This is a genomic window from Thalassospira mesophila, from assembly GCF_002115755.1.
GTDB lineage: Bacteria > Pseudomonadota > Alphaproteobacteria > Rhodospirillales > Thalassospiraceae > Thalassospira > Thalassospira mesophila.
The window spans coordinates 120515-142736 of sequence record NZ_JFKA01000007.1 but is presented as its reverse complement, the minus strand read 5'-3'; the positions used below and the strand labels follow the sequence as shown (position 1 = coordinate 142736).

Genomic DNA, 22222 nt, shown 5'->3' with positions numbered 1-22222 from the left:
CGCCGTCGTCCAAAAGAGGATATTATGGACCCGTTATCCGACGTTCTCGCGCTGTTAAAACCCAAAAGCTACATGTCCGCCGGGATCGATATAGCCGGGCCATGGGCCATTCAGTTCCCCGGTATGGGCAAGGGTATAAAAACCGGCGCTGTGGTTTCGGGTGATTGCTGGCTGGCGATTGACGGGGTAGCAGACCCCGTGCATTTGCAAACCGGCGACTGTTTTTTGCTGCCGCATGGCCGTGCATTTTTGATGGGCAGTGATCTGAATGTCGAACCAGTCAACGCCTTCGATTTTTTTGCCGCCAACCGCAGCTTTGGCCATATTCGCACGCAAAATGGCGGCGGCGACTGCCTGGTTCTCAGCAGCCGATTCACCCTTGATGGTCATCAGGCCGACCTGTTATTGGCGATGCTGCCGCCCATTGTCCATATTCGCGACCACGGCGAAACTTTTGCCCTGCGCCATTCGGTTGAACGGATGATGGAAGAAATGCGCAAAAACGAACCGGGCAGCACGCTGGTTTTGCAAAATCTGGCGCATATGATGCTGGTTCAGGCCCTGCGCCAGCACCTTGATACATCATCAGGTGGCACCGGTTGGTTTTTCGCCCTTGCCGACAAACAAATCGGCACGGCCATTGGTGCCATTCATAACGCCCCGGCCCATCCCTGGACGGTGGAGGCACTGGCAAGCCATGCTGGCATGTCGCGCTCTGCCTTTGCCGCCAAATTCAAGGACCGCGTTGGTAAAAGCCCGATGGCCTATTTAACCCAATGGCGCATGCTTCTGGCGGGCGAGCGGCTGGGTACGTCGCGCGATCCGGTTTCGGTTATTGCCTTGGCTTTGGGATACGAGTCAGAAAGTGCGTTTAGCACCGCGTTCAAACGCGAAATGGGCTGTTCCCCGCGCCAATATAGCCAGTTGCGCGTGAATGCCGCGGCCTAAAGCGCAAAGCGCATGCGTTGATCTGGCAAAACAGCCACGCATGCTGTGCCCAATCAGACCGACTTTTCCTTCGAATATGGCCCGTAAACACTTTCAATCACGGCATCGGTCCAGCCAATCCGCCGCATGCAATCCAGCACATCCTGCGAGATCGCAACCTTTTTCTCTTTGCCTTTTGCCGCTTCATATTGCGCCATGAATTTGGCTGGTATCTGCACACTGCTGCCCTTGGCAACAATATCTTCCAGCTCCTTGCGTTCGGCAGTGTTCAGGCTTTCCCACAACACACAGCGCGCAGGTGTCCATGCCATCGGGCCAAAGGTCGGATTGTCATCGCTCATGCCAGAACCTCATGTCATATCGTGGTGACGTAGTGATAGGCAGCACCCGGCGTAAAGTCCAGATGAATAACCGCAACTTTTGCAAACTGCCAACGACGCACCCTCCCCTACAGACACCGCCTCCAAACAACTATAAATTAACGACATACCAAACTGTTAGCTATAAAGTTGCGCCCGAATGGACATATGTTTACCGTTTTGGTAATGCCCAAAGGATTCGGCATGGCGTTGATTGCGATAAAAGACAAAGGACTGCGCGCGCTTTTCGAAAATGGCGCGACGAAACACATTGGCAGGCAGCTCCACGAAAATGCGATCCTGATCCTCGATCATCTTGATAGCATTACCGATATCAAAGATTGCATGGGCGTAAAGGATTTTCATGCCCTTAAATTAAAGGCACCCGCAAAGATCAATATGCCATGCATGTGACCGGAAACTGGTGCATCACTTTCAAATGGGACGGAACAGACGTTACTGTCCTTGCTTTCGAGGATTATCATTGATGCAAAACGACACACCGCTGCGCCGTAATCGTCGCCCCACCCATCCGGGTAAGATATTGCGCGAACATTATCTGGTGCCACGCGGCATCACCCAGACGGTCCTTGCATCCGACCTTGGCATCAGCACCAAACATCTCAGCCAGATCGTAAATGGTCATGCCCGGATCGACAGCACCCTTGCGGCAAAAATCGCCAAGGTGCTGGAAACGACGACACAATTCTGGGTGAACTTACAGGCCAAAATTGATGCGTGGGACGCCGAGCAGGAAACAGCAAACTGGCAACCTGCCAATGTGTATCCGGCGACGCTGGCTATGGTGTAGTTGCCAAAAACAAAAATCTGGGAAAACAAAATTCAGCTTTAAGTATCTTAAGGATAGCAAACTCGGCTTTTCCTTGGCTCCCCCTGTTGATCGCAAAAGACTTTTACCCACACAACTTTTTTAGTGGGCAAGCATCTAAACCATCGCACGAATCCTTTTTACCGTCTTGCAGAAAGTTTTCTTTTCCCAATCAAATGGATTGCACTCAAAAAAGCGACTCGCAAATTCTTTAAATTTCTCCTGATCACCAAGAGCCAAATGAGAATTAGAGAGTGTAGCATATATCCACCTCTTGTCTGATCTGTCCTCAAAATCCTTACTTATGACGATTTCATTCAGTCTACTCACTATTTCTTTCCTGATTTTCATTGCAGACATTCGGTCAAACATTCTTTCGTCATCAACTTCCTGAATACAACTCCGAAATTGATAGCAATTTGCAGCATTTTCGCCATTATAATAGTCTCGTCGAACATCAAAACCCCGCTCATAGAATTTTATTGCTCGATCAAGGTATCCACGCTCATTGTGTGCAAGCCATAAATTCTTATATATTGCCCCTGTAATACCCAAAGTTTCCGGATCGTTAGAATTATCTGGATTCAAAACCATGATAAGGCTCAAAGCGTCAGTAAGCGCCAAAACCTTGTTCGGTTTTTCTGATTTATATGTATGCAAAGCAAGTTGTTGGATCAAATAGTGGTCATCTGGCTTCATTTCCAACAAATTTTTAAGAGTTGTTACTGCACTGTCATGATTCGACAAACGAGAAAAATCCTCGAAAGAGTTTAATAGCGTTGAAAATTTATCCCCTACGTTCTCTACTGCATCTACTAGATCCTCGAACTCTTCTTTAGTAAGAGTAGGCTGTGTTAAATGAGGAAAACATGTATAAACAGGACTATCTGTTTCAGATTCTTGCATTACACCTGCAATCAACGCCCGCAAGTCAGATGATGCACGCTTCTGCTCTCTAGAACCTATGTCGTCTCCCATATGATCATATGGGAAAATGTTTATATGGTTCAGATCAAAATGAATCTGCCCTACCCTCTCTTTCATTACTATCGTAGAATAAGGGCGAAGTGCGTGTCTGACGCCGAGTTCGTAAACGGCATTTACATTTCCCGTTGAAATATCGGCGATAACAAGATCAGCACGCAAGAGCATTTCATACATTCTTTGATCTATTATGCCAGAATGCAAAATTTCGTTTGCACGAACACAACGCATATTATTATCTTCTACTGCAGGCTGGATAATTGCTTCATACGTCGCGTCAAGATCCAAAGTACGGCCAAGTTCATAGTCCGTTTTTCTTCCAAAACCCATTATCACAAAGCATATTTTTTGTTCGCTCGACAAATTATCCCCCATTGGACATAAAACCTCTTCAATAAAACACTTTAATACGATAGCATGATATAGAAGAAAGACACCAATCAAAAACTTTTCAGAGGAAAAAACATGCCCGCGCTAACGAAATATCAGCTATTTATCAGCCATTCTTGGAAATACAGCGAACGCTATACGAGCATGATAAGCCTGCTGGATACAGCCTCTAATTTTAATTATACTAATTACTCTGTGCCGGAAGATAAAGCTTTTGACAAAATGGCTAAGGCTGAACTAAAAAAAGAATTGACTCAACAAATATCACCAGCTCAAGCAATTATTATAATTGGTGGAATGTACATCAATCACAGTGAGTGGTTACAATATGAGATAAATGAGGCAATACGGATGGGTAAACCAATATTAGGAGTTCGCCCGCGAGGCGCAAAAACAATGCCACTTGCTGTTCAGTCGGCCGCTACTGAGGTTGTAAATTGGTCAACAGCATCAATAGTAGCTGGAATTCGAAAAATAGCGTTATGAGTCATAAATGAACACAAAGGCTCTGTCATATCTGCCAAAACAAAAGCCCGATCCAATCGGACCGGGCTTTTAAATTGGTAGCGGAGGAGGGACTCGAACCCCCGACACGCGGATTATGATTCCGCTGCTCTAACCGACTGAGCTACTCCGCCATATGGCTTGGTTTTTCGATGTTCCGTAGCGTGCGGAACGGGGCGGTTTTTACGTCAGGGAACCGCCCCCGTCAAGCGCCTTTTTGACGTTTTTGTCAAAAAAGCGTCCGCCAAAATCACAAGTGGCACAAAGCCTTGAGAATACGGCCTGTGGTGACGATGTTCCCGCCTTGCCTGGCACTGCCCCAAAGGCAGAAAGACCAGGCAAAGACGGAAACGGTCACAGATCGTTTTAAACGGGGGTCAGGCCGCACTAATGGCTTCACGGGCCGTTGTCGCCTGCGCATCGCCAGAAACGACCTGATGCTCCTGCGAGCTGATCCAGCCGCCCCCCAAAACACGATCGCCCTGATAGATCACGCCGGCCTGCCCCGGTGCGATGCCAAATTGCGGCGCATGCAGGTCAATCCGTGCGTGCCCCGGTGCATCGGCCACCGGATAAAGCGTTGCCGTGGCCGGTGCCATGGCGGAGCGCAGTTTGACTTCAACCTCCATCCCGGCCGGGTCAATCCCGGCCGCTCCCAGCCAGTTAAGGTCTTTGACATAGACGCTGTGTTTTGCCAGCGCTGATTTGGGGCCAACAATGACCTGACGGGTTTCAGGCACCAGTTTCACCACATAAAGCGGTTCTGCCGTGCCACCAATGTTAAGCCCCCGGCGCTGGCCGACGGTGTAATGGATCAGCCCGCGATGATCGCCCATCACATTGCCGTCCATATCCACGATCTGGCCGGGTTCGCCGGCTTCGGGGCGCAGTTTTTCCACCAAACGAGCATATTTGCCATCGGGCACAAAACAAATGTCCTGGCTGTCGGGTTTATCGGCAACCTCAAGGCCAAACCGGGCAGCAAGGGCGCGGGTTTCGGCCTTTGATGTCAGATGGCCCAGCGGGAAACGCAGAAAATCAAGCTGTTCCTGTTTGGTGGTAAACAGAAAGTAGCTTTGATCGCGGTTGGCATCGGCCGCGCGGTGCAGTTCGGCCTGACCATTGGCGGCCAGTTTACGCTGCACATAATGGCCGGTTGCCATGCAATCCGCGCCCAGATCATGGGCGGTTTCCAGCAAATCGCGGAATTTGACGGTCTGATTGCACTTTACACAGGGAATCGGCGTTTCACCGCGCAAATAGCTATCGGCAAAATCGTCGATCACTTCTTCCCGAAAACGGCTTTCATAATCCAGCACATAATAGGGAATGTCGATATCCTCGGCCACTTTGCGGGCGTCATAAATATCGCGTCCCGCACAGCACGATTTCGCGCGTGACGGCGCATTGGCCCCCATATCATAAAGCTGCAACGTGATCCCGACCACATCGTAACCTTCTGATTTCAAAAGGGCGGCCGCAGCCGAGCTATCCACCCCGCCCGACATGGCAACAACCACGCGGGTATCTTCGGGGGCCTTGTCTATTCCTAGACTGTTCATCGTCAAATTCCCTTGGCCCACCATCGGTCAAGGCGATGGCGACCAGATTGTGTCGATCTCTGATCAGGTATTTTAATGGCGCGTTGACCACGCCATCGCTGTATATCTGCGCCCTATATGGGGCATGGTCGCCTATTTTGCCAGATCAAGGCCCATTTGCCAAAAATCGGCTTCAAGGCGGCTGGCCATGGTAAAGGTCCGGGTTAAATCATCCATGCGGCCATCGGCCCCGCGTTGGCTCGCCAACATATCAAGCAAGGTGATTTCGGCCTTGGCTACATTCTGGAAATCGTCCGAGGCATACATTTCAATCCACGCCCGATACGGATTACCCTCCAGCCTTGTATCAGAACGTGCCATCAACCGGTTTGCGATTTCGGCATATCCCACCATACAAGGCATCACAGCCACATGCAGGTCGATAATATCGCCCTGATGGCCCTTTTCCAGCACATAGCGGGTATAGCCCACCGTGGCGCGCGATTCCGGCTGGCTGACGATATCGTTTTCAGTCAAATCCCAGCTGTTGCAGAAATCCAGATGCAGGCTCATTTCCATGTCCAAAATCGCCGAAACGGTTTTGGAATATTGGCGCATCGCAGTCAGATCACCGGCTTTATACACCGCCAGCGCATAAGCCCGGGCAAACTGGATGAGAAACAGGTAATCCTGAACGAGATAATGACGAAAACATTCTTCGGGCAGGGTGCCATCGCCCAGCTTGCGGACAAATTCATGATCGACATAACTGTTCCAGACATCGGGCGCATTGGCGCGCAACCGCCCAAACAGGCTGTCGGCAGGAATAATGTCGGTAAAATCAGGGCTGCGGGTCATGCCAATGGCTCCACTGCTTACGGCAAGGCTAAAAACAGATCAGACCAGCCCGCGTTGGCGGGGCTGGTCCTTGATCTGGCGATAGATGGCGTTGTCCATCCCCTGCCCCGCCACAGGGCGCGGCAAAGGATAGCCCCGCAATCAGTCTTCGCGTTCGTCGATCCAGGCCATTTGAATGGCCTCAAGGATCTTTTCATTCGATGCTTCGGGATCATCGTCGAAACCCGGCAGCGCGCAAACCCATTTATGCAAATCGGTAAAGCGCAGATGCACGTTATCGGCATCCGGATGGGTTTCTTCAAGTTCGATCGCGATATCGATTGTATCTGTCCAGCGCATCGTCGTCCCCTTTTTCGGGTGAAAAGGCCCGGCGGTTACAGGCCAGATTATTTATCAACCATCATGTTGCGCGTTGCTGACGGCAGCTTGACACGCAAACCATCAAGCTCTTCGCTCATGATAATCTGGCAACCCAGACGCGAGGTCTCGGTCAGGCCGAAGGCCAGATCAAGCATGTCTTCTTCGTCTTCGCTGGGTTCTTCGAGCTTGTCGAACCAGTCGCCTTCAACAACAACATGGCAGGTCGAGCATGCCAGCGAGCCTTCGCATGCACCTTCCAGATCGATGCCGTTTTTATGCGCCGCTTCAAGAACGGACAACCCGTCGGCGACCTCGAATTCTTTTTCCGTACCGTCAGGTTCTACAAAAACGATCTTGGGCATCTGCGCCATTCTCCTCGCATTAAATTCTGTTTCGATCTCTGTTAATTAACCCGCTTAAGCGATGTGTCGGGACAATCGCCGCAGCGGACTGATTTGTCAATTCATCAGCACCCTGTCAGGTGCGAACACTGTTCACATTTTGGCCCGCAAGGGCGCGACGAATGCCACGGTCCATGCGTTTTTCGGCAAACGGGCGCGATGCTGTCTCAAGGGCCTCGGCCAGATCATTGATAATCTGGCGGTCATCGCCCTGCATGGCGGCTTCCAGCTCGGCAATCGCGGCGGCAATGGTGTTTTTATCACCCTCGTCGAGCAATTCGGCATCAGCCTTCATCGCGGCCTGTACCGCCAGAATATTACGCCGTGCTTCCACGCGCGCCTCGGTCAACAGGCGCAATTCCATGTCGCCACGGGCGTTGACCATGCTGTCGCGCAGCATGTTGGCCATATCGATTTCGTTAATGCCATAGGTGGGCTTAACTGCTACTTCCTGCTCAATCCCGGTGGTTTCTTCGCGGGCTGAAACGGTTAACAAACCATCCGCATCCACCTGAAATTCCACACGAATGCGCGCTGCCCCCGCCGCCATTGGCGGAATACCCGAAAGCACAAACCGCGCAAGCGAGCGGCATTGATCAACCATTTCGCGCTCGCCCTGCACCACATGGATCATCATGGCATTCTGGCCATCCTGATAGGTGGTAAATTCCTGGCCCTTGGCAACCGGAATGGGCGTGTTGCGATCAACAACTTTTTCAACAATCCCGCCCATGGTCTCAAGACCCAGCGACAGCGGAATAACGTCCAGCAACAGGTTATCCGATCCACCGGTCAGGGCTTCGGCCTGAAGGGCAGCACCCACGGCAACCACTTCGTCGGGGTCGATATTGGAAAGCGGTTCTTGCCCGAACAAGGACGCAACAGCCGCGCGCACCGCAGGCACACGGGTGGACCCGCCCACCAGCACAACACCCTTTATGTCTTCGGGCAGCACATCGGCATCATCAAGCACCTGTTCGGTGATCGACACCGTGCGCTCAACCATCTTCACGATCATAGCATCAAACCCGGCGCGGGTGATGCTGTGCGTGGTTTCGCTGTCGTTGATATCAACCGCAACATCGACCTGATCGCGCGCGGTCAGCGCTTCCTTGATCGCCCGGGCGACCTTTAACAGGCGCTTGGCCGCCGAGGCATCAATGGTGTCGTCAATGCCATCCGCTTTACGTGCCGCCAGAATATTCTCGACAATGGCGTGGTCAAAATCATCGCCGCCAAGGGCCGCATCGCCGCCGGTTGATTTAACCTGGAAAACACCCTTTTGCATTTTCAAAAGCGAGATATCAAACGTACCCCCGCCCAGATCATAAACCGCATATAGCCCTTCGGCCCCGTTATCAAGGCCATAGGCCAAAGCCGCTGCAGTTGGTTCATTGACCAGACGCAAAACCTCGATCCCGGCCAGTTTGGCGGCATCCTTGGTTGCCGTGCGCGCCGCATCATCGAAATAGGCCGGAACCGTAATAACAGCGTGGTCCACATCCTGTTCAAGGGCGGCTTCGGCACGGGCCTTAAGGGCGCGCAAAATATCGGCAGAGACTTCAACCGGGGTTAATACCCGGTTGCCAACGTTAAGGCGCACCATTTGCGGCCCGGCGCTGGCGGCGTCATCGCCCGTTGGGGCATCGGGAATTTCAACATGGTAAGGCAACGTGCCCGCAACCGATTTCACATCCTCAAGGCCACGGCCCATCAGCCGTTTGACCGAGGACACCACCTGGCTTGCCTGGCTGTCGATCAAATCGCGGGCGGCTTCGCCCACGGTAACGGTGCCATCGCTGGCATAATGCACAACAGAAGGCACAATCGCCGACCCGCCATCGGGGTTGCGCAAAACTTCGGATTTTTCGTCGCGCGACATCGCCACGACCGAATTGGTTGTGCCCAGATCGATCCCGACCGCCAGTTTACGTTCTTCCTCGTGGGGAAGCGGGGTTTGTCCGGGTTCGTGGATGGTCAGCAAAGCCATAAAATTCAATCCGTTTTAATATATCAGGCCGCAGCCAAGCGTGCCTTTTTGGCCCGCGCTTCCTGCGCCATTTTTAACAGATAACGCAACCGCGTGGTTAACTTGCGGGCCGCATCATAGGCCCCGCCATTAATCGCGGTCGCAACTTCATTTTCACAATCGCGCGCTGTTTTGCGCACATCGCGAATAATCGCGTCAATTTGCGCACGGTCCCCGGCATCGTCCAGCGCCTCGCGCATTTCCATTGCTTCCATCAGCAATGCCGGGTCATTTACCGTTTGTCCTTCGCCGCCTTCGGGTTCCACCCCGGCCATGCGCAACATATATACGGCGCGCGATACCGGGTTTTTCAGGGTTTCAAAGGCGTCGTTCAGGCTGGCTGCCTGTTGTTGCGACAGGGCTTTTTCACGGGCCGATTTCGTTGCGAAACGGTCCGGGTGCAAAGCCTGCTGCTGCTTTAAATATTGCGTTTCAATGGCATCGATATCGACATTAAAATCACGCGCAATACCAAACCGGGCAAAATGATCAAGCTGGCCCGGCGCCTGAATGGCCCCGCAAGTATCGCAAAACAGCGCAACAGCATCGACCGGCCCCTTGCAGGACCAGCAGGTTTTGTTGCCGTTGCCAGTGGCATCGGTGTTTTTTGACGCAGCATTCATCATCTTTTCAGGCCTGTATTATTCAACACATTCATCAGACGGGGCAAAATCGCCCGGGTTATTTCCGCCCTGTCCCACCTGCCATCCTGGGGCAATTGCCCCCAGTCGACATTTCAGATGGCCGGTTAAACATGTGCCATCAAGGGATGGCCCCGGTGACAAGCACCGGGGCCATCGACAAGATCAGGGCCGGAAACCGGCGGCATCAAACGTGGAAGGATTCCCCGCACCCGCAACGACCCTTTTCATTGGGATTGCGAAACACGAAACCTTCTTCCATTGTGTCGACCGAATAATCCATCTCGGTACCCAGCACAAACATGATTGCCTTGGGGTCGATCATCAGCTTCACGCCGTCATCAAGCTGGACGATTTCGTCAAACCCGCTTTCATCATCGGCGTATTCCAGCGTGTATGACAAACCCGAACAACCCTTGCTGCGCACGCCAAGACGAATCCCGGCAGACGGTTTGCCGCGGCTATCAAGCAATGCCTTGATATGATCAAGGGCACTGGGTGTTACATTAATTGGCGACGGTAATGCCATCCTGGTCTCCTTGTCTTCGGATAATCATGCGATTATCAGGGCAAAGCAGCTTATTCAGCCGCTTCAGCCGCGGCTTTGCCGTTTTTGGTGTTGTAATCGCTGATCGCTGCCTTGATGGCATCTTCTGCCAAAATAGAGCAATGGATCTTGACCGGCGGCAACGCCAGTTCCTCGGCGATCTGCGAGTTTTTAATCGCGCCCGCTTCGGCAATGGTCTTGCCTTTGACCCATTCCGTAATCAACGAGCTTGACGCAATTGCCGAACCGCAACCAAAGGTTTTGAATTTTGCATCTTCAATTATTCCTTCGGCGGAAACACGAATTTGCAGTTTCATAACATCGCCACATGCCGGTGCGCCAACAAGGCCGGTCCCGACAGTGCTTTCGTTTTTATCAAACGAACCGACATTGCGCGGGTTTTCGTAATGATCAAGAAGCTTTTCGCTATAGGCCATGGTTTGAACCCTCCTAAGAAGTCCTGTGTCTCTCTGATTATTATATAGTATGGCGGGCGATTAATGCTCGGCCCACTCGATGGATTTAATGTCGATGCCTTCCTGCGCCATTTCCCAAAGCGGGCTCATTTCGCGCAGACGTTCAACTTCATTGCAGATCGCATCGATAGCCTGGTCCAGTTCCTCGCGGGTGGTGAAACGGCCAATACCGATACGCAACGACGTATGGGCCAGTTCTTCGTCCACGCCCAGGGCGCGCAGCACATAAGATGGCTCCAGCGACGCCGAGGTACAGGCCGAACCAGACGAAACCGCAATGTTCTTGATGCCCATCAAAAGGCTTTCACCCTCGACATAGGCAAACGAGATATTGAGGTTACCCGCAACACGGTTTTCTTCGTCACCGTTCAGGTAAATGTCTTCCAGACGATCACGGAAACGCTTCAGCGTATAGTTACGCAGTTCCATGATGCGGGCGTTTTCTTCGGCCATTTCGTTAAGCGCAATGTCACACGCCTTGCCAAAACCAACGATCAGCGGGGTCGGCAAGGTGCCGGAGCGCATGCCGCGTTCCTGACCACCACCGGTGATCTGTGCCACAACACGTACCCGCGGACGACGACGCACAAACAATGCACCAACGCCTTTCGGGCCATACAGCTTGTGCCCGGAAATCGACATCAGGTCGATTTTCATGTCATTGACATCAAGCGGAATTTTGCCAACAGCCTGGGCCGCATCGCAATGGAAGAAAACACCGCGTTCGCGGCAAATCTCGCCAATTTCCTTAAGCGGCTGAATAACACCGATTTCGTTGTGAACCGCCATGATCGAAACCAGTGCGGTTTCATCGGTGATGGCGGCTTTCAACGTTTCAAGGTCAACCATACCGTTCTTCTGAACCGGCAGGTACGTAACCTTGTAGCCTTCCTGTTCCAGGTGGCGCGCACTGTCGAGAACACATTTATGTTCGGTCACAGTGGTGATCATGTGCGGTTTTTTCTTGCCGTAAAACTTCATCACGCCTTTAAGCGCAAGGTTGTTTGACTCGGTCGCACCCGAGGTAAAGATAACCTCCTTGGGTGATGCACCAATAATGGTGGCAACCTGTCCACGGGCAAGTTCAATGGCGTCTTCTGCTTCCCAGCCGAACGAATGGTTCCGCGAGTGGGCATTACCGAATTTCTCATAAAAATAAGGCAGCATTGCATCAACGACACGCGGGTCGGTCGGCGTTGTCGCCTGATAGTCCAGATAGATCGGCTTTGCTTTAAGCTCGTTCATTTTTAGGTATCCTCACTCATTTTCTCAGGCAGCATTGCGCGCGAGTTTTTTGCGCTCCGCATTGCCCCGCATCCGGCTCCAAACACGGATAAACATATCGATCTCGTCGTTGGTTGTTTCAGGCCCCAGACTGACCCGAATGGCCGATCCCGGTTCTGCAACACCCATTTCCTTCAAGACGTGGCTTTCGCGAACCTTGCCCGATGAACAGGCCGATCCCGAACTGATTGCCACCCCGGCCAGGTCCATTGTCATCACCTGCGTTTCGCCGGGCATGCCGGGCAGGATCAGGCAACTGGTATTGCCAAGGCGCGCGGTATCGCGGCTTGCGATCACCACTTCTGGCGCGAACGCCAGAATTTCGTTTTCCAAACGGTCCCGTTTGGCGGTTATCTCGTCTGCATTGGTCAATTTTGCATCAACCAGCGCGGCAGCGGCCCCGAAACCGGCAATCCCGGCAACATTTTCGGTCCCGCCACGGCGATATTTTTCCTGCCCACCGCCGCGAATTTGCGGCACCAGCATCACACCAGGTGCAATGATCAGGGCACCAATTCCCTTGGGTCCGCCAATTTTGTGGGCGGAGACCGAAACCATATCGACCAAAAGGCGGCCCATATCGACCGGCACACGCCCCACAGCCTGCACCGCATCACAATGGATTTTGGCACCATATTCGCGGGCCAGCAAAGCGGCCTGCGCCACAGGCTGGATCACACCGGTTTCGTTATTTGCCAGCATGACCGATACCAGTACTTTTTCACCGGCATCGCGGCATACCCTTAACATGTCTTCAAGTGCGCCAAGGTCAATGACCCCGTTTGCATCCACCGAAATGCGCCGCGCATCACTGCGCGCTTCAATCACCGATGGATGTTCAATCGCACTGGTCAGCACCACCACATTTTCCAACCCGTTCAGGGCCAGATTATTGGCTTCGGTGCCGCCGCTGGTGAAAATAACCCGCTCGGCATCCCCGGCCACCATGTCGGCCACCTGGCGGCGGGCACGGTCAACAATCTTGCGCGCCTCGCGCCCGGCCCCATGCACCGACGACGGATTTCCGGCAACGTCAAGTGCCGCCACCACCGCATCACGGGCGGCGGCGTTTATCGGCGCACTGGCATTATAATCTAGGTAAACCGGCTGTTTCATCACGTCTTTAACTGGTTTCTCGGGGCTTTGGGTTAATCGGTTCCGGTTAAACCGGCACGGCTTTGATGTGGCGTTATTGCGCGGCAACTTGCGGCTCGTGAACCTGGGTTGTCCGGCGGTCAAACATCCGGCCCACGCCCGATATGCGACGGTCAACCACATCGGCCAAGCTGACCGACGACAGGTAAAGATAAATCTGGTTGCCCAGTTCTTCCCACAATTCATGGGTCAGGCAACGGCCCTTGTCGGCCTTGCAGCCCTTGGGCGAGCCTGACTTGCAGCGCGTTGCGCGAATGGGTTCGTCCACCGCCAGAATAACATCGGCAATGCGGGTTTCCTGCGCGGTCCGCGCCAGCATATACCCCCCGCCCGGGCCGCGCACCGAGCGAACAAGTCCGCCCTTGCGCAGTTTGCCAAACAGTTGTTCCAGATAGGACAGCGAAATTTCCTGACGCTCGGCAATGTCGGCAAGGGCAACCGGGCGATCCCGGCCGCTATCAGCCAGGTCCACCATCGCCATCACCGCATAGCGGCCTTTCGTACTTAACTTCACAGTGTGTCCTCCTGTCTGCGTATCGCCTTGTCAGGCAATATTCAGACTTTCGATTTCAGTGTGCCGTAAAACGGCGTTCGAACAGACCCGACTATTGCAATGTTTATTCGGACGTTGCCACAATGCGCGGCTTTTCCGGCACGCTCGCGGGTACCTGCCCGCTGCCGTGCTGTTGTTCACCTTCAAGCTCAACCACCCGCTGGCGCAATCCCTGTACTTCGCGCGACAGATCTTCAAGCGCGCGGGCAATCGGGTCGGGCAAATCGCCAACCGGGGTGCCATAGGCACAAAAGCGGTCGTCTTTTTCACGACGCACGATTTTTGCGGGAATGCCCACAACCGTTGCCCCTTCCGGGACTTCGGCCAGCACAACGGCATTGCCGCCAATGCGCGCATTACGGCGCACCGTGAACGGGCCTAGAATTTGTGCGCCCGAACCAACAATCACACCGTCTTCCAGTGTCGGGTGGCGTTTCAGTCCGCGCTGGCCGTCGCTATCGACACTTGGCGCAGTCCCGCCCAGCGTGACACCTTGGTACAAGGTAACGTCATCGCCGATTTCGGCGGTTTCACCAATAACAACGCCCATGCCGTGATCAATAAAAAAACGTTTGCCAATCGTGGCGCCGGGGTGAATTTCGATCCCGGTCAGCCAGCGGAAAATTTGCGAAATGAACCGCGCCGTAACCCGAAAACCACGCTTCCACAGCCAATTGGTCACACGGTAACCCATGATCGCATGAAACGACGGATAGGTCAGAACGACCTCCAAACGGGACCGTGCGGCGGGATCGCGGGCGATCATCGCGTCTATTTCATGGCGAATTATCTTGAACATGGGGCAGTCCCCTGTGTAATAAGTAGCTTCGATTTCCGGCAACCGCCCGTATCGGCACATCGTCGCGCTAGGCGCAACAAGCGTCGCTATGGCTGTCCGGTTGACCGAAATATAGGATAACCGAGTAACGTGGTCAAGTATTTGCCCCAAGCAATTTATGCCAGCAGAACGAAAAACACACAAAAACACTCGGGTATATTCTTCCTACTGCACACACATTCGCGGACAGGAGCTGTCTGATCCATGCCTGAGGTCATTTTTAACGGCCCCGAAGGGCGCCTTGAAGGGCGCTATCATCATAACGGCGCCGACAATTCGCCTATCGCGCTGATTCTACATCCGCACCCGCAACAAGGCGGGACCATGAATAACAAGTTGTGCTTTAACCTGTTTAACATGTTCAAAGACCGCGGTTATTCTGTCATGCGGTTCAATTTCCGCGGCGTTGGTCGTTCGCAAGGCGTGTACGATCACGGCATCGGCGAACTGTCCGATGCGGCGTCCGCCCTTGACTGGATGCAAACCTATAATACCAATTCGCGCTCAACCTGGGTGGCGGGGTATTCGTTTGGCGCCTGGATCGGGATGCAGCTTTTGATGCGCCGTCCGGAAATTGACGGTTTTATCTCAATTGCCGCCCCCGCCAGCGATTATGACTTTACCTTTTTGGCACCCTGCCCGTCTTCCGGCATTATTATTCACGGGACTCGTGATGAAAATGTACCGCTAAGTTCGGTGACCAAGCTTGGCGACAAGCTGAATTCGCAAAAAGGCATCGAAGTCAGCATGTGCCTGGTTGAAGGTGCCGACCACTATTTTGCCAAACAGCAAGAAGAAGTGGTTCGCCAGACATCATCCTATCTCGACAAGCGCGGCGCTTAAACCGCGCTAAAACGATTTTCTGTGTTCCAGGAAAATTGCTCGAACAAAATGGCTGCCTGAATTTTTCAGGCGGCTTTTTTTGTGTGATACAAACGCCCGCCAAAACAGGGGGCCTTAACACCGGTGGTTCCTGGAAAGCTTAGCGGCAACTGGCACAAATGACGCACGGCCAAAAAGGCAAAACATTCCGCCTCCACCGCGTCGCCGTCCCATGACAACATATCGACCGATGTCACCGGAACATTCAGCCGCGCTTGTAACTGCGCCATAACGTGGCCGTTATGCCGCCCGCCGCCGCAAACGAACCACTGTTTTGGGGCTATCGGCAAATGGTTCACCGCCGCCACAATACTGGCAACAGTGCAGCCCGCCAGCGTTGCCGCACCATTGGCGACATTAAGCCCGGCATCCATGATCAAATCGTCAATCGAGCGAGCCATGTCTTCACGATCCAGCGATTTTGGCGGCACCCGGTCAAAATAAGGATTTTTCAGAAATTCCACCTCGACCATCGCGTCGCTTTGGCCGGAGGCCGCAAGCGCGCCATTATGGTCAAAATCACGCCCGGTATGGCGCAAAACCCAGTCATCCAGCCGCGCATTGCCCGGCCCGCAATCAAATGCCAGCAATTCCCGGTCGTCGCCCACCCATGTCACATTCGACACGCCGCCAATGTTAAGAATGGCAACCGGAAATTCAACCTGTGCGCCGCGCAGTAACGCCCCATGATAAACCGGGGCCAAAGGCGCACCTTCGCCGCCGCGTGCAACATCCTCAAGGCGAAAATCGGCCACCACCGGAACCGATAAAGCCTGTGCTAACCGGGCAGGATTACCGATTTGGCGGGTAATCTGGCGCGCGGGGTCATGAAAAACGGTTTGCCCGTGAAAACCGATCACCTCGATATCGCGCGCCTGATACCCGCTTTGGGCCAGCAGCAGGTTAACAGCATCCACATGCACATCGGTGATATCGTCGGCAACGTCATTTTCGGCGTCATCGGCCACAAGGTTGCCAAAACAGCCCCGAATACGCTGGCGCAAGGCCGGATCATAGGGAACGGTCACAAAATGGCCGGTCCGGCGCACATTTTCACCATCGGTTTCCAGAATGGCGGCATCGACCCCGTCCAGCGAGGTGCCACTCATCAATCCAATTGCCTTAACCTGGTTACCCTGCATGATCAGCCTCCGACACGCTCGACAGAACTTGTTTTAATTGCACCCGCTCTGGCACCAAAATTTTAACCCGGTTTTTTTCGTACCGGGCAGCATTGTTCGCGCAAACTGTTTAACATCCCATAACCGGTCCGCCAACGCCGGGTATCAGGGCGTAAAATCATCCGGGGCGGCACATTGGCGAATTTAACCGGCATGTCGGCGCGCGATGATTGCTGTTTTCAACGCTTTTGTGTTAAATCATCGCCCGCGGCCCGGCCTTACCGCCAGACTGCTTCGTATTTGACAATCACACCATAACATAGCGAAAAACAATGACTGACCTGAAGTCTGATTTTCTCCGCGTCATGAACGAACGCGGTTACATCCACCAATGCACTGATAACGAAGGCCTTGATGCCTATGCGTCAGAAAAAAAGGTGGTGTGCTATGTGGGTTATGATTGCACCGCAGACAGCCTGCATGTTGGATCGCTCGTCTCGATTATGATGCTGCGCTGGCTGCAAAAATGCGGGCATAAGCCGATTGTCCTGATGGGCGGCGGCACCACCCGCGTTGGCGACCCCACCGGCCGCGACGATGCCCGCCCGGTTCTGACCGACGACATCATCGCCGGAAATATGGCTGGCATTCGCAAGATTTTTGAAAAATTCCTGACCTTTGGCGACGGCCCGACCGACGCCATCATGGTCAACAATGCCGACTGGCTTGATACCATCAATTACATCAGCTTCCTGCGCGATTTTGGCCGTCACTTTTCGGTCAACCGCATGCTGAGCTTTGAGTCCGTCAAAATCCGTCTGGAACGTGAACAGTCGCTCAGTTTTCTTGAATTCAACTACATGATTTTGCAGGCCTACGACTTTGTCGAACTGGCGCGCAAATATGGCTGCGTTTTGCAAATGGGCGGGTCGGACCAGTGGGGCAATATCGTGAACGGTGTTGAACTGGGCCGCCGGGTTGATAACGCCGCCCTGTATGGCCTGACCACACCGCTGATCACCACCGCATCGGGTGGCAAAATGGGCAAAACCGCATCAGGTGCGATCTGGCTGAATGAAGAACGCCTGTCGGCCTATGATTATTACCAGTTCTGGCGCAACACCGAAGATGCCGACGTGATCAAATTCATGAAGCTGTTCACCGAACTGCCGATGGAACAGATTGCGGACTACGCCAAATTTGAGGGTGCCGCGATTAATGACGCCAAAAAAATTCTGGCATTTGAAGCGGTGAAACTGTGCCGGGGCGAAGACGCCGCCCATGCCGCAGCAGAAACCGCGCGCAAAACGTTTGAAGAAGGCGTTTTGGCCGACAGCCTGCCAACCATCGAAATTGCCAAGGCTGATCTTGATGAAGGCATCCCGGCGTTTGATCTGTTTCGCCGGGCCGAACTGGCCAAAACCGGTGGCGAAGCCCGTCGCCTGGTTAAAGGCGGCGGTGCCAAAATCAACGACGAAAAGGTCGATGACGAAAATCTGGTCATTACCGCGTCGGCAATTGATGACACCGGCGTGATCAAACTATCGGCCGGTAAAAAACGCCATGTTCTGATCCGCGCGATCTGATCGGGCCACGGCGACCAAATCAAAACAAAAAAACGCTCCGGTATGTCATGCCGGAGCGTTTTTGTTTGCAGTAACCAGGTATAAATGACGGCTGGCAATTACGGCCTTCGTTACCCCGGTTTGGCCCCGGTAATCAGGTTACGGAACACGCCGGGCACAATGGTGGACAGCGGATTAACCGAAATATCGGGATTTTCAAGCGCCCCTTCGACCGTGTAAGTCGGGGCGAACACCCCGCCGCCTTCCTCGCCCACCAGCAAATCACCGATTAGCGGAATTTTACCCAATACCGAATTAAGCGCGTAAAACGGCACGATCGACCCGGCCAGCCGGATTTCATCGGTGGCCATATCAATGCTGCCATTTGCCGTCACCCCGATCGCAGCCCCGTTTGCCGCGACCTTGGAAACCGTTAGCACATCGTTGGCATAGGTAAATTCACCATCCATGGCATCAAAAATAATCCCCTTGCCCTGAAGCGAGTCGACCAGTCCCAGCAAGGATGCAGCATTTAATACCCGCGCACCTAACGGGGCATTCACAATGCGGAAATTTTCGATATGTGCAGTTCCGGTAAAGGGCTGTGAATATTTTTGGTCATCGACCATGCCCTGCACAGTCATTTTGCCGTCACGCAAATCGCCATACAGGTCAATCGCAGCCAAAAACCGCCCGGCATCGTCGGTTGTTAGCTGCACCTTGCGCTTGCCCCCGGCAACCGGCTCAACCTGGGCAAAAACATCGGCCGTGCCGTTTAACTTGCCATTTAAAACAATAGACCGCCATTCGTCGCCTTCAACATGGATTGAACCCTTTAGCCCCTTAACGATCTGGTCACGCGCCGCCTGTAATTCGCCAAAATCCAGAAAGATTTCCTTCTTGCCGCCCCGGCGTGATGTTTCTTCGCCAATGCCCCCGCTTTCGGGGCCGTTGGCGGCTGTTTCTGCCGAGCTGGGGGGATTTTGCGTGCCATTATCGCCCGACGACGAACTGATCCACGGCCGGGCATCAAACCGGTCGGCGACCACGTCAATTTCGGAATCGTCCTTACGGCGACTATAGGTGATCTTGCCGTTTTCAATGACCGGTTTATCCCCCTTGGCATAAAACCGGTTGGCTTGCAGATTGATATCAATCGTCGAAAATTCGGTTTTACCCTTGGTCGTCGTGGCCGTCGCCGCATTGCCCGAGGGTACTTGCGGTGCGGCGGACGCGCCGGGGTCTTTTGCCGTTCCGTTTTCGCTTAGAAACGGGCGCAGGTCGATCTGTTCGCCGCTCAGATCCACCTGCAAGGCATCATTGTCCTTAACAATCAATGTACCGGACAGGCCACTGTTTTCGCGAAAATGGCCGTTGGCCAGCTCAAAATGGGCCTTGTCGTCCAGTTTGTTATCGCCGCGCCAGCGCCCACTGGCCAAAATCGCCACGTCGGGGGCCGTCACATCGAGTTTACGCACCACCCCGCCGCCATCGGCCTTAAACACAACATCAAAACCCAGTTTGCCCGGTTTTTGCGCATCCTTGTGGTAATCGGCCTCGGCAATATCAATGACACTGTTGGTAATGTCGGTTTTTCCCACCACTTCAACATCGCCAGCGCGGATAACCTTTATTTCAACATTGCCATAGGCACTGCCGTGCAAAAACGATGAAACATCAACGCCAATGTCATTTAACGCCGCCAGGTCAAATGTGCCGCCCAGTTGATAATGGCTGGTCAGGGGTGTTTTGGAATCAAAGCTTTCGACCCAGTTGATGGTGTTTTGACCATTCCCCAACTGCGCATCGCCGTTCAATTCCAGCCCTTCGGTATTGACCTGCAATTCAAAATTGCCCTTTGCCAAATCCAGATTGCGGAAAACCTTTGTTACCTTGGCATTTTCAATGCGCGATGCTGCCGAAACTTTTACATCGTCAAACGTCAAATTATTCAGTAACGGAAACGACAATTTCACCCGCGTCGCCTGGCTGCCCGAAAGCTGTTTGGGATCAATCCCCAGTCTGGATGCAAAACCAAGCGGCTTGTGATCGATCAGGTTCATGGCATCGCGCACGCCGCCATGAACCACAAATTCGATATCGGCCCATTCGCCGTCGGTATCAAGTTTGGAAAACACCAGTTTGGCATTGTCCACTTCAATGCCGTCAGCGGCACCGCTATTTACAAAAATGCTGAAACTGCTGGCGTCAAATTCCGCCCGGCCCGAGGCCGAGATAACTTTTGGCATGCCGGGCAAATATTGCACATCAACACCGGCGATGGTCATATCGCCCTTGATATGGTCAATGGCGGCATCGCCGTTTGGTCCGCGATGCATCGCAAGGTCAATTTCAGCCCGGTCAACCCCGCCACCCGACAGATTTTCCAACACCCATCCACGCGGGTTATCGCCAAGTGTTTCCGGCCACAAATTGCGGAGATCGTCGGTGGCAACATTTGTTGCCGCGGCCTTCAACGCGACCGCCCAGTCGCCCAGCGGATGTTCAATATCGGCATTCATATCAAGCCCGGTTTTACCGGTTTGCACACTCACATCGCGAAAGGCCAGCTTTCCCGGCACATAGCTCAGGGTCGCCTTGCCGCCATCAATATCGTAAATGGAATTTAGCGGTGTGGGCAATTGCACCCGTCCCGCGCCAACATCAAGCTTGGCAACAACATTTAAAACGCTGCCATCGGCCCCCAGATTAACGTCAAAATCCCCCGACACCGGCAAATCGAACCGGTCCAGACCAATAAATTCCGATGATATGGTCGAAAGCGACGCCGGAATGACCTTGCTGACATGTGCTTTTAAGGCAATGCGTTCGTCTTGGGTGGAATAGCTCGCCGTTGCGGTAACATCCGTGGTCAGGTCCCCGGCGGCAACCGACATTTTCATATCGGCATCAATGCCCGTCGGGCTGCGCGCGAGGCGAATATCGGCATCCGGCGCCGACCACACCACACCGAGCACCCGGTCTTCGACCTTTAAATCGGCATTATAAATGCCAAAACTTTCAAAATAGGCCGCAGCAGGAGAATCAACAGCCTCGCCCGATAAAATCGCCACCACGCGGCGCATAATGGTGCTGCCCGAAATAAGGTCGCGTTCGGCCAAATCACCGGGTTTGGCCCCGGTATCGGCTGTCCCGGCGTTTTGATCAACGACGGTACCTGCAGGGGTATTTGCCCCGGCATTGGCATCGGCTGGCACATCGGTTACTGCCGGATCAGTGGCATTCGCGCCAGTTCCCGGTGCAACCTCCGTTACGGCATTCGCCGGGTTTGTGTCTCTTGCCGGGCCGGTATTGCTCTGTGCGGGTGGCGCGGAAGAACCATTGGGTGTCACGGCATCGGGTAGCGGTGTTGACATTACCGCCGTGTCTTTCGGGGTAGTCGGGGCTTGCATATCAGCATCGGGAACGCGGGCGGTTGTGCCATCGGCACCTTGGTTATCGCCCGTGTCAGCCGCATCGTCTCCGGGCAAAACGTCGGCCAGATCGCCCGACAAACCAATATCAAAACTGCCGTCGCTATGGCGCACCAGCCGCATGCGCGGTGCAATCAGATCAACCTCGCGCAGGGCCAGAATACCGCTAAAAAGGGCGCGGCTGGAAAACACAACGTCGGCGGCTGGCATGCGCAACATTTCACGCCCGTTGGTCTGTCGCACCGAAACCTGACGCATGCGGACGTCAAACTTTTCTTCCCATCCACGCCAGACCAGCACCATGTCTTCGACATCGAATTTCAGATCGCCGGAGCTTTTATTAAGTTCTTCAAGAATATAGGGCGCAATCACATTTAGCGAGATCGGACCTTGTGATATCCGCCATATCAGCACACCAGAGAATACACCCACAAACAGTACGCAAAATGCGAACAGTGATGCCATAAACCCCGAAACTTTTTTAACGTGCTTCAATGGCCTGTTTACCCCAAACCCGCTTGCA

At 53.6% G+C, this 22222-nt stretch carries 22 protein-coding genes and 1 tRNA gene; 6 read left to right on the top strand and 17 right to left on the bottom strand.

What is annotated here, in order from left to right; all coding sequences use genetic code 11:
- Positions 1-24 precede the first annotated feature (24 nt).
- The gene (locus TMES_RS15570) at positions 25-948 is read left to right on the top strand and encodes an AraC family transcriptional regulator (RefSeq protein ID WP_085584177.1); all 924 of its coding nucleotides are present in this window, start codon (positions 25-27) and stop codon (positions 946-948) included.
- A 53-nt stretch (positions 949-1001) separates the two neighbouring features.
- Here the strand turns inward: TMES_RS15570 and TMES_RS15565 are convergent, their stop codons facing one another.
- On the bottom strand, positions 1002-1289 hold the full coding sequence (locus tag TMES_RS15565; protein WP_085584175.1) for a hypothetical protein: 288 nt from the start codon (positions 1287-1289) through the stop codon (positions 1002-1004).
- A gap of 222 nt (positions 1290-1511) precedes the next feature.
- On the opposite strand from TMES_RS15565, the gene TMES_RS15560 reads away from it, so the two are divergent.
- Positions 1512-1721, top strand: a complete 210-nt coding sequence (locus TMES_RS15560) for a hypothetical protein (protein WP_245835477.1) — start codon at positions 1512-1514, stop codon at positions 1719-1721.
- Between the two features lie 73 nt (positions 1722-1794).
- Positions 1795-2118 (top strand): HigA family addiction module antitoxin, encoded by a 324-nt coding sequence (locus tag TMES_RS15555; RefSeq protein WP_085584173.1) that lies wholly within the window; start codon positions 1795-1797, stop codon positions 2116-2118.
- Between the two features lie 135 nt (positions 2119-2253).
- On the opposite strand, the gene TMES_RS15550 is transcribed toward TMES_RS15555, so the two are convergent.
- Positions 2254-3495 (bottom strand): TRAFs-binding domain-containing protein, encoded by a 1242-nt coding sequence (locus TMES_RS15550; protein ID WP_245835476.1) that lies wholly within the window; start codon positions 3493-3495, stop codon positions 2254-2256.
- Between the two features lie 90 nt (positions 3496-3585).
- Here TMES_RS15550 and TMES_RS15545 point away from each other — a divergent pair, with 90 nt between their 5' ends.
- Positions 3586-3996: a TIR domain-containing protein gene (locus tag TMES_RS15545; protein WP_085584171.1), complete on the top strand. Its 411-nt coding sequence runs from the start codon at positions 3586-3588 to the stop codon at positions 3994-3996.
- Positions 3997-4071: 75 nt separating this feature from the next.
- On the opposite strand, the gene TMES_RS15540 is transcribed toward TMES_RS15545, so the two are convergent.
- From TMES_RS15540 to cysE, 13 genes are all read right to left on the bottom strand, one after another.
- Positions 4072-4148 (bottom strand) — tRNA-Met (locus TMES_RS15540).
- Positions 4149-4391: 243 nt separating this feature from the next.
- Positions 4392-5576, bottom strand: a complete 1185-nt coding sequence (gene mnmA / locus TMES_RS15535) for a tRNA 2-thiouridine(34) synthase MnmA (RefSeq protein ID WP_085584169.1) — start codon at positions 5574-5576, stop codon at positions 4392-4394.
- A 132-nt stretch (positions 5577-5708) separates the two neighbouring features.
- Positions 5709-6413, bottom strand: coding sequence for a thiaminase II (gene tenA, locus TMES_RS15530; protein WP_085584168.1), 705 nt, complete (start codon positions 6411-6413; stop codon positions 5709-5711).
- Between the two features lie 141 nt (positions 6414-6554).
- A complete protein-coding gene (gene iscX, locus TMES_RS15525; RefSeq protein WP_085584167.1) occupies positions 6555-6752 on the bottom strand; it encodes a Fe-S cluster assembly protein IscX in 198 nt (65 codons plus the stop codon).
- A 47-nt stretch (positions 6753-6799) separates the two neighbouring features.
- Positions 6800-7135, bottom strand: coding sequence for a ferredoxin family 2Fe-2S iron-sulfur cluster binding protein (locus tag TMES_RS15520; protein WP_085584290.1), 336 nt, complete (start codon positions 7133-7135; stop codon positions 6800-6802).
- A gap of 115 nt (positions 7136-7250) precedes the next feature.
- Positions 7251-9164, bottom strand: a complete 1914-nt coding sequence (gene hscA, locus TMES_RS15515) for a Fe-S protein assembly chaperone HscA (protein WP_085584165.1) — start codon at positions 9162-9164, stop codon at positions 7251-7253.
- Between the two features lie 23 nt (positions 9165-9187).
- Positions 9188-9829 (bottom strand): Fe-S protein assembly co-chaperone HscB, encoded by a 642-nt coding sequence (gene hscB, locus TMES_RS15510; RefSeq protein ID WP_085584163.1) that lies wholly within the window; start codon positions 9827-9829, stop codon positions 9188-9190.
- Between the two features lie 202 nt (positions 9830-10031).
- Positions 10032-10373: a HesB/IscA family protein gene (locus TMES_RS15505; RefSeq protein ID WP_085584161.1), complete on the bottom strand. Its 342-nt coding sequence runs from the start codon at positions 10371-10373 to the stop codon at positions 10032-10034.
- Positions 10374-10423: 50 nt separating this feature from the next.
- Positions 10424-10828, bottom strand: coding sequence for a Fe-S cluster assembly scaffold IscU (iscU, locus tag TMES_RS15500; protein WP_085584159.1), 405 nt, complete (start codon positions 10826-10828; stop codon positions 10424-10426).
- 60 nt (positions 10829-10888) lie between these two features.
- Positions 10889-12112 carry an IscS subfamily cysteine desulfurase gene (locus tag TMES_RS15495; RefSeq protein ID WP_085584157.1) on the bottom strand — a complete coding sequence of 408 codons (1224 nt, stop codon included), beginning with the start codon at positions 12110-12112 and terminating at the stop codon, positions 10889-10891.
- Between the two features lie 24 nt (positions 12113-12136).
- Entirely contained in the window at positions 12137-13354 is a 1218-nt protein-coding gene (locus tag TMES_RS15490; protein ID WP_342746317.1) for a cysteine desulfurase family protein, read from the bottom strand.
- Positions 13341-13820: an Rrf2 family transcriptional regulator gene (locus TMES_RS15485; RefSeq protein WP_085584153.1), complete on the bottom strand. Its 480-nt coding sequence runs from the start codon at positions 13818-13820 to the stop codon at positions 13341-13343. The genes TMES_RS15490 and TMES_RS15485 overlap by 14 nt, the downstream gene beginning before the upstream one ends.
- A 103-nt stretch (positions 13821-13923) precedes the next feature.
- Positions 13924-14658: a serine O-acetyltransferase gene (gene cysE, locus TMES_RS15480; RefSeq protein ID WP_085584151.1), complete on the bottom strand. Its 735-nt coding sequence runs from the start codon at positions 14656-14658 to the stop codon at positions 13924-13926.
- Positions 14659-14901: 243 nt separating this feature from the next.
- Between cysE and TMES_RS15475 the strand changes: the two genes are divergently transcribed.
- Entirely contained in the window at positions 14902-15540 is a 639-nt protein-coding gene (locus tag TMES_RS15475; RefSeq protein ID WP_085584149.1) for an alpha/beta hydrolase, read from the top strand.
- Positions 15541-15605: 65 nt separating this feature from the next.
- Here TMES_RS15475 and TMES_RS15470 read toward each other — a convergent pair whose 3' ends face one another.
- Positions 15606-16721 (bottom strand): anhydro-N-acetylmuramic acid kinase, encoded by a 1116-nt coding sequence (locus tag TMES_RS15470; RefSeq protein ID WP_085584147.1) that lies wholly within the window; start codon positions 16719-16721, stop codon positions 15606-15608.
- Positions 16722-17032: 311 nt separating this feature from the next.
- Here TMES_RS15470 and tyrS point away from each other — a divergent pair, with 311 nt between their 5' ends.
- Entirely contained in the window at positions 17033-18286 is a 1254-nt protein-coding gene (tyrS, locus tag TMES_RS15465; RefSeq protein WP_085584145.1) for a tyrosine--tRNA ligase, read from the top strand.
- Positions 18287-18396: 110 nt separating this feature from the next.
- Here the strand turns inward: tyrS and TMES_RS15460 are convergent, their stop codons facing one another.
- Complete coding sequence (locus TMES_RS15460; protein ID WP_085584143.1) at positions 18397-22164, bottom strand: YhdP family protein; 3768 nt, start codon at positions 22162-22164, stop codon at positions 18397-18399.
- Between the last annotated feature and the right edge of the window lie 58 nt (positions 22165-22222).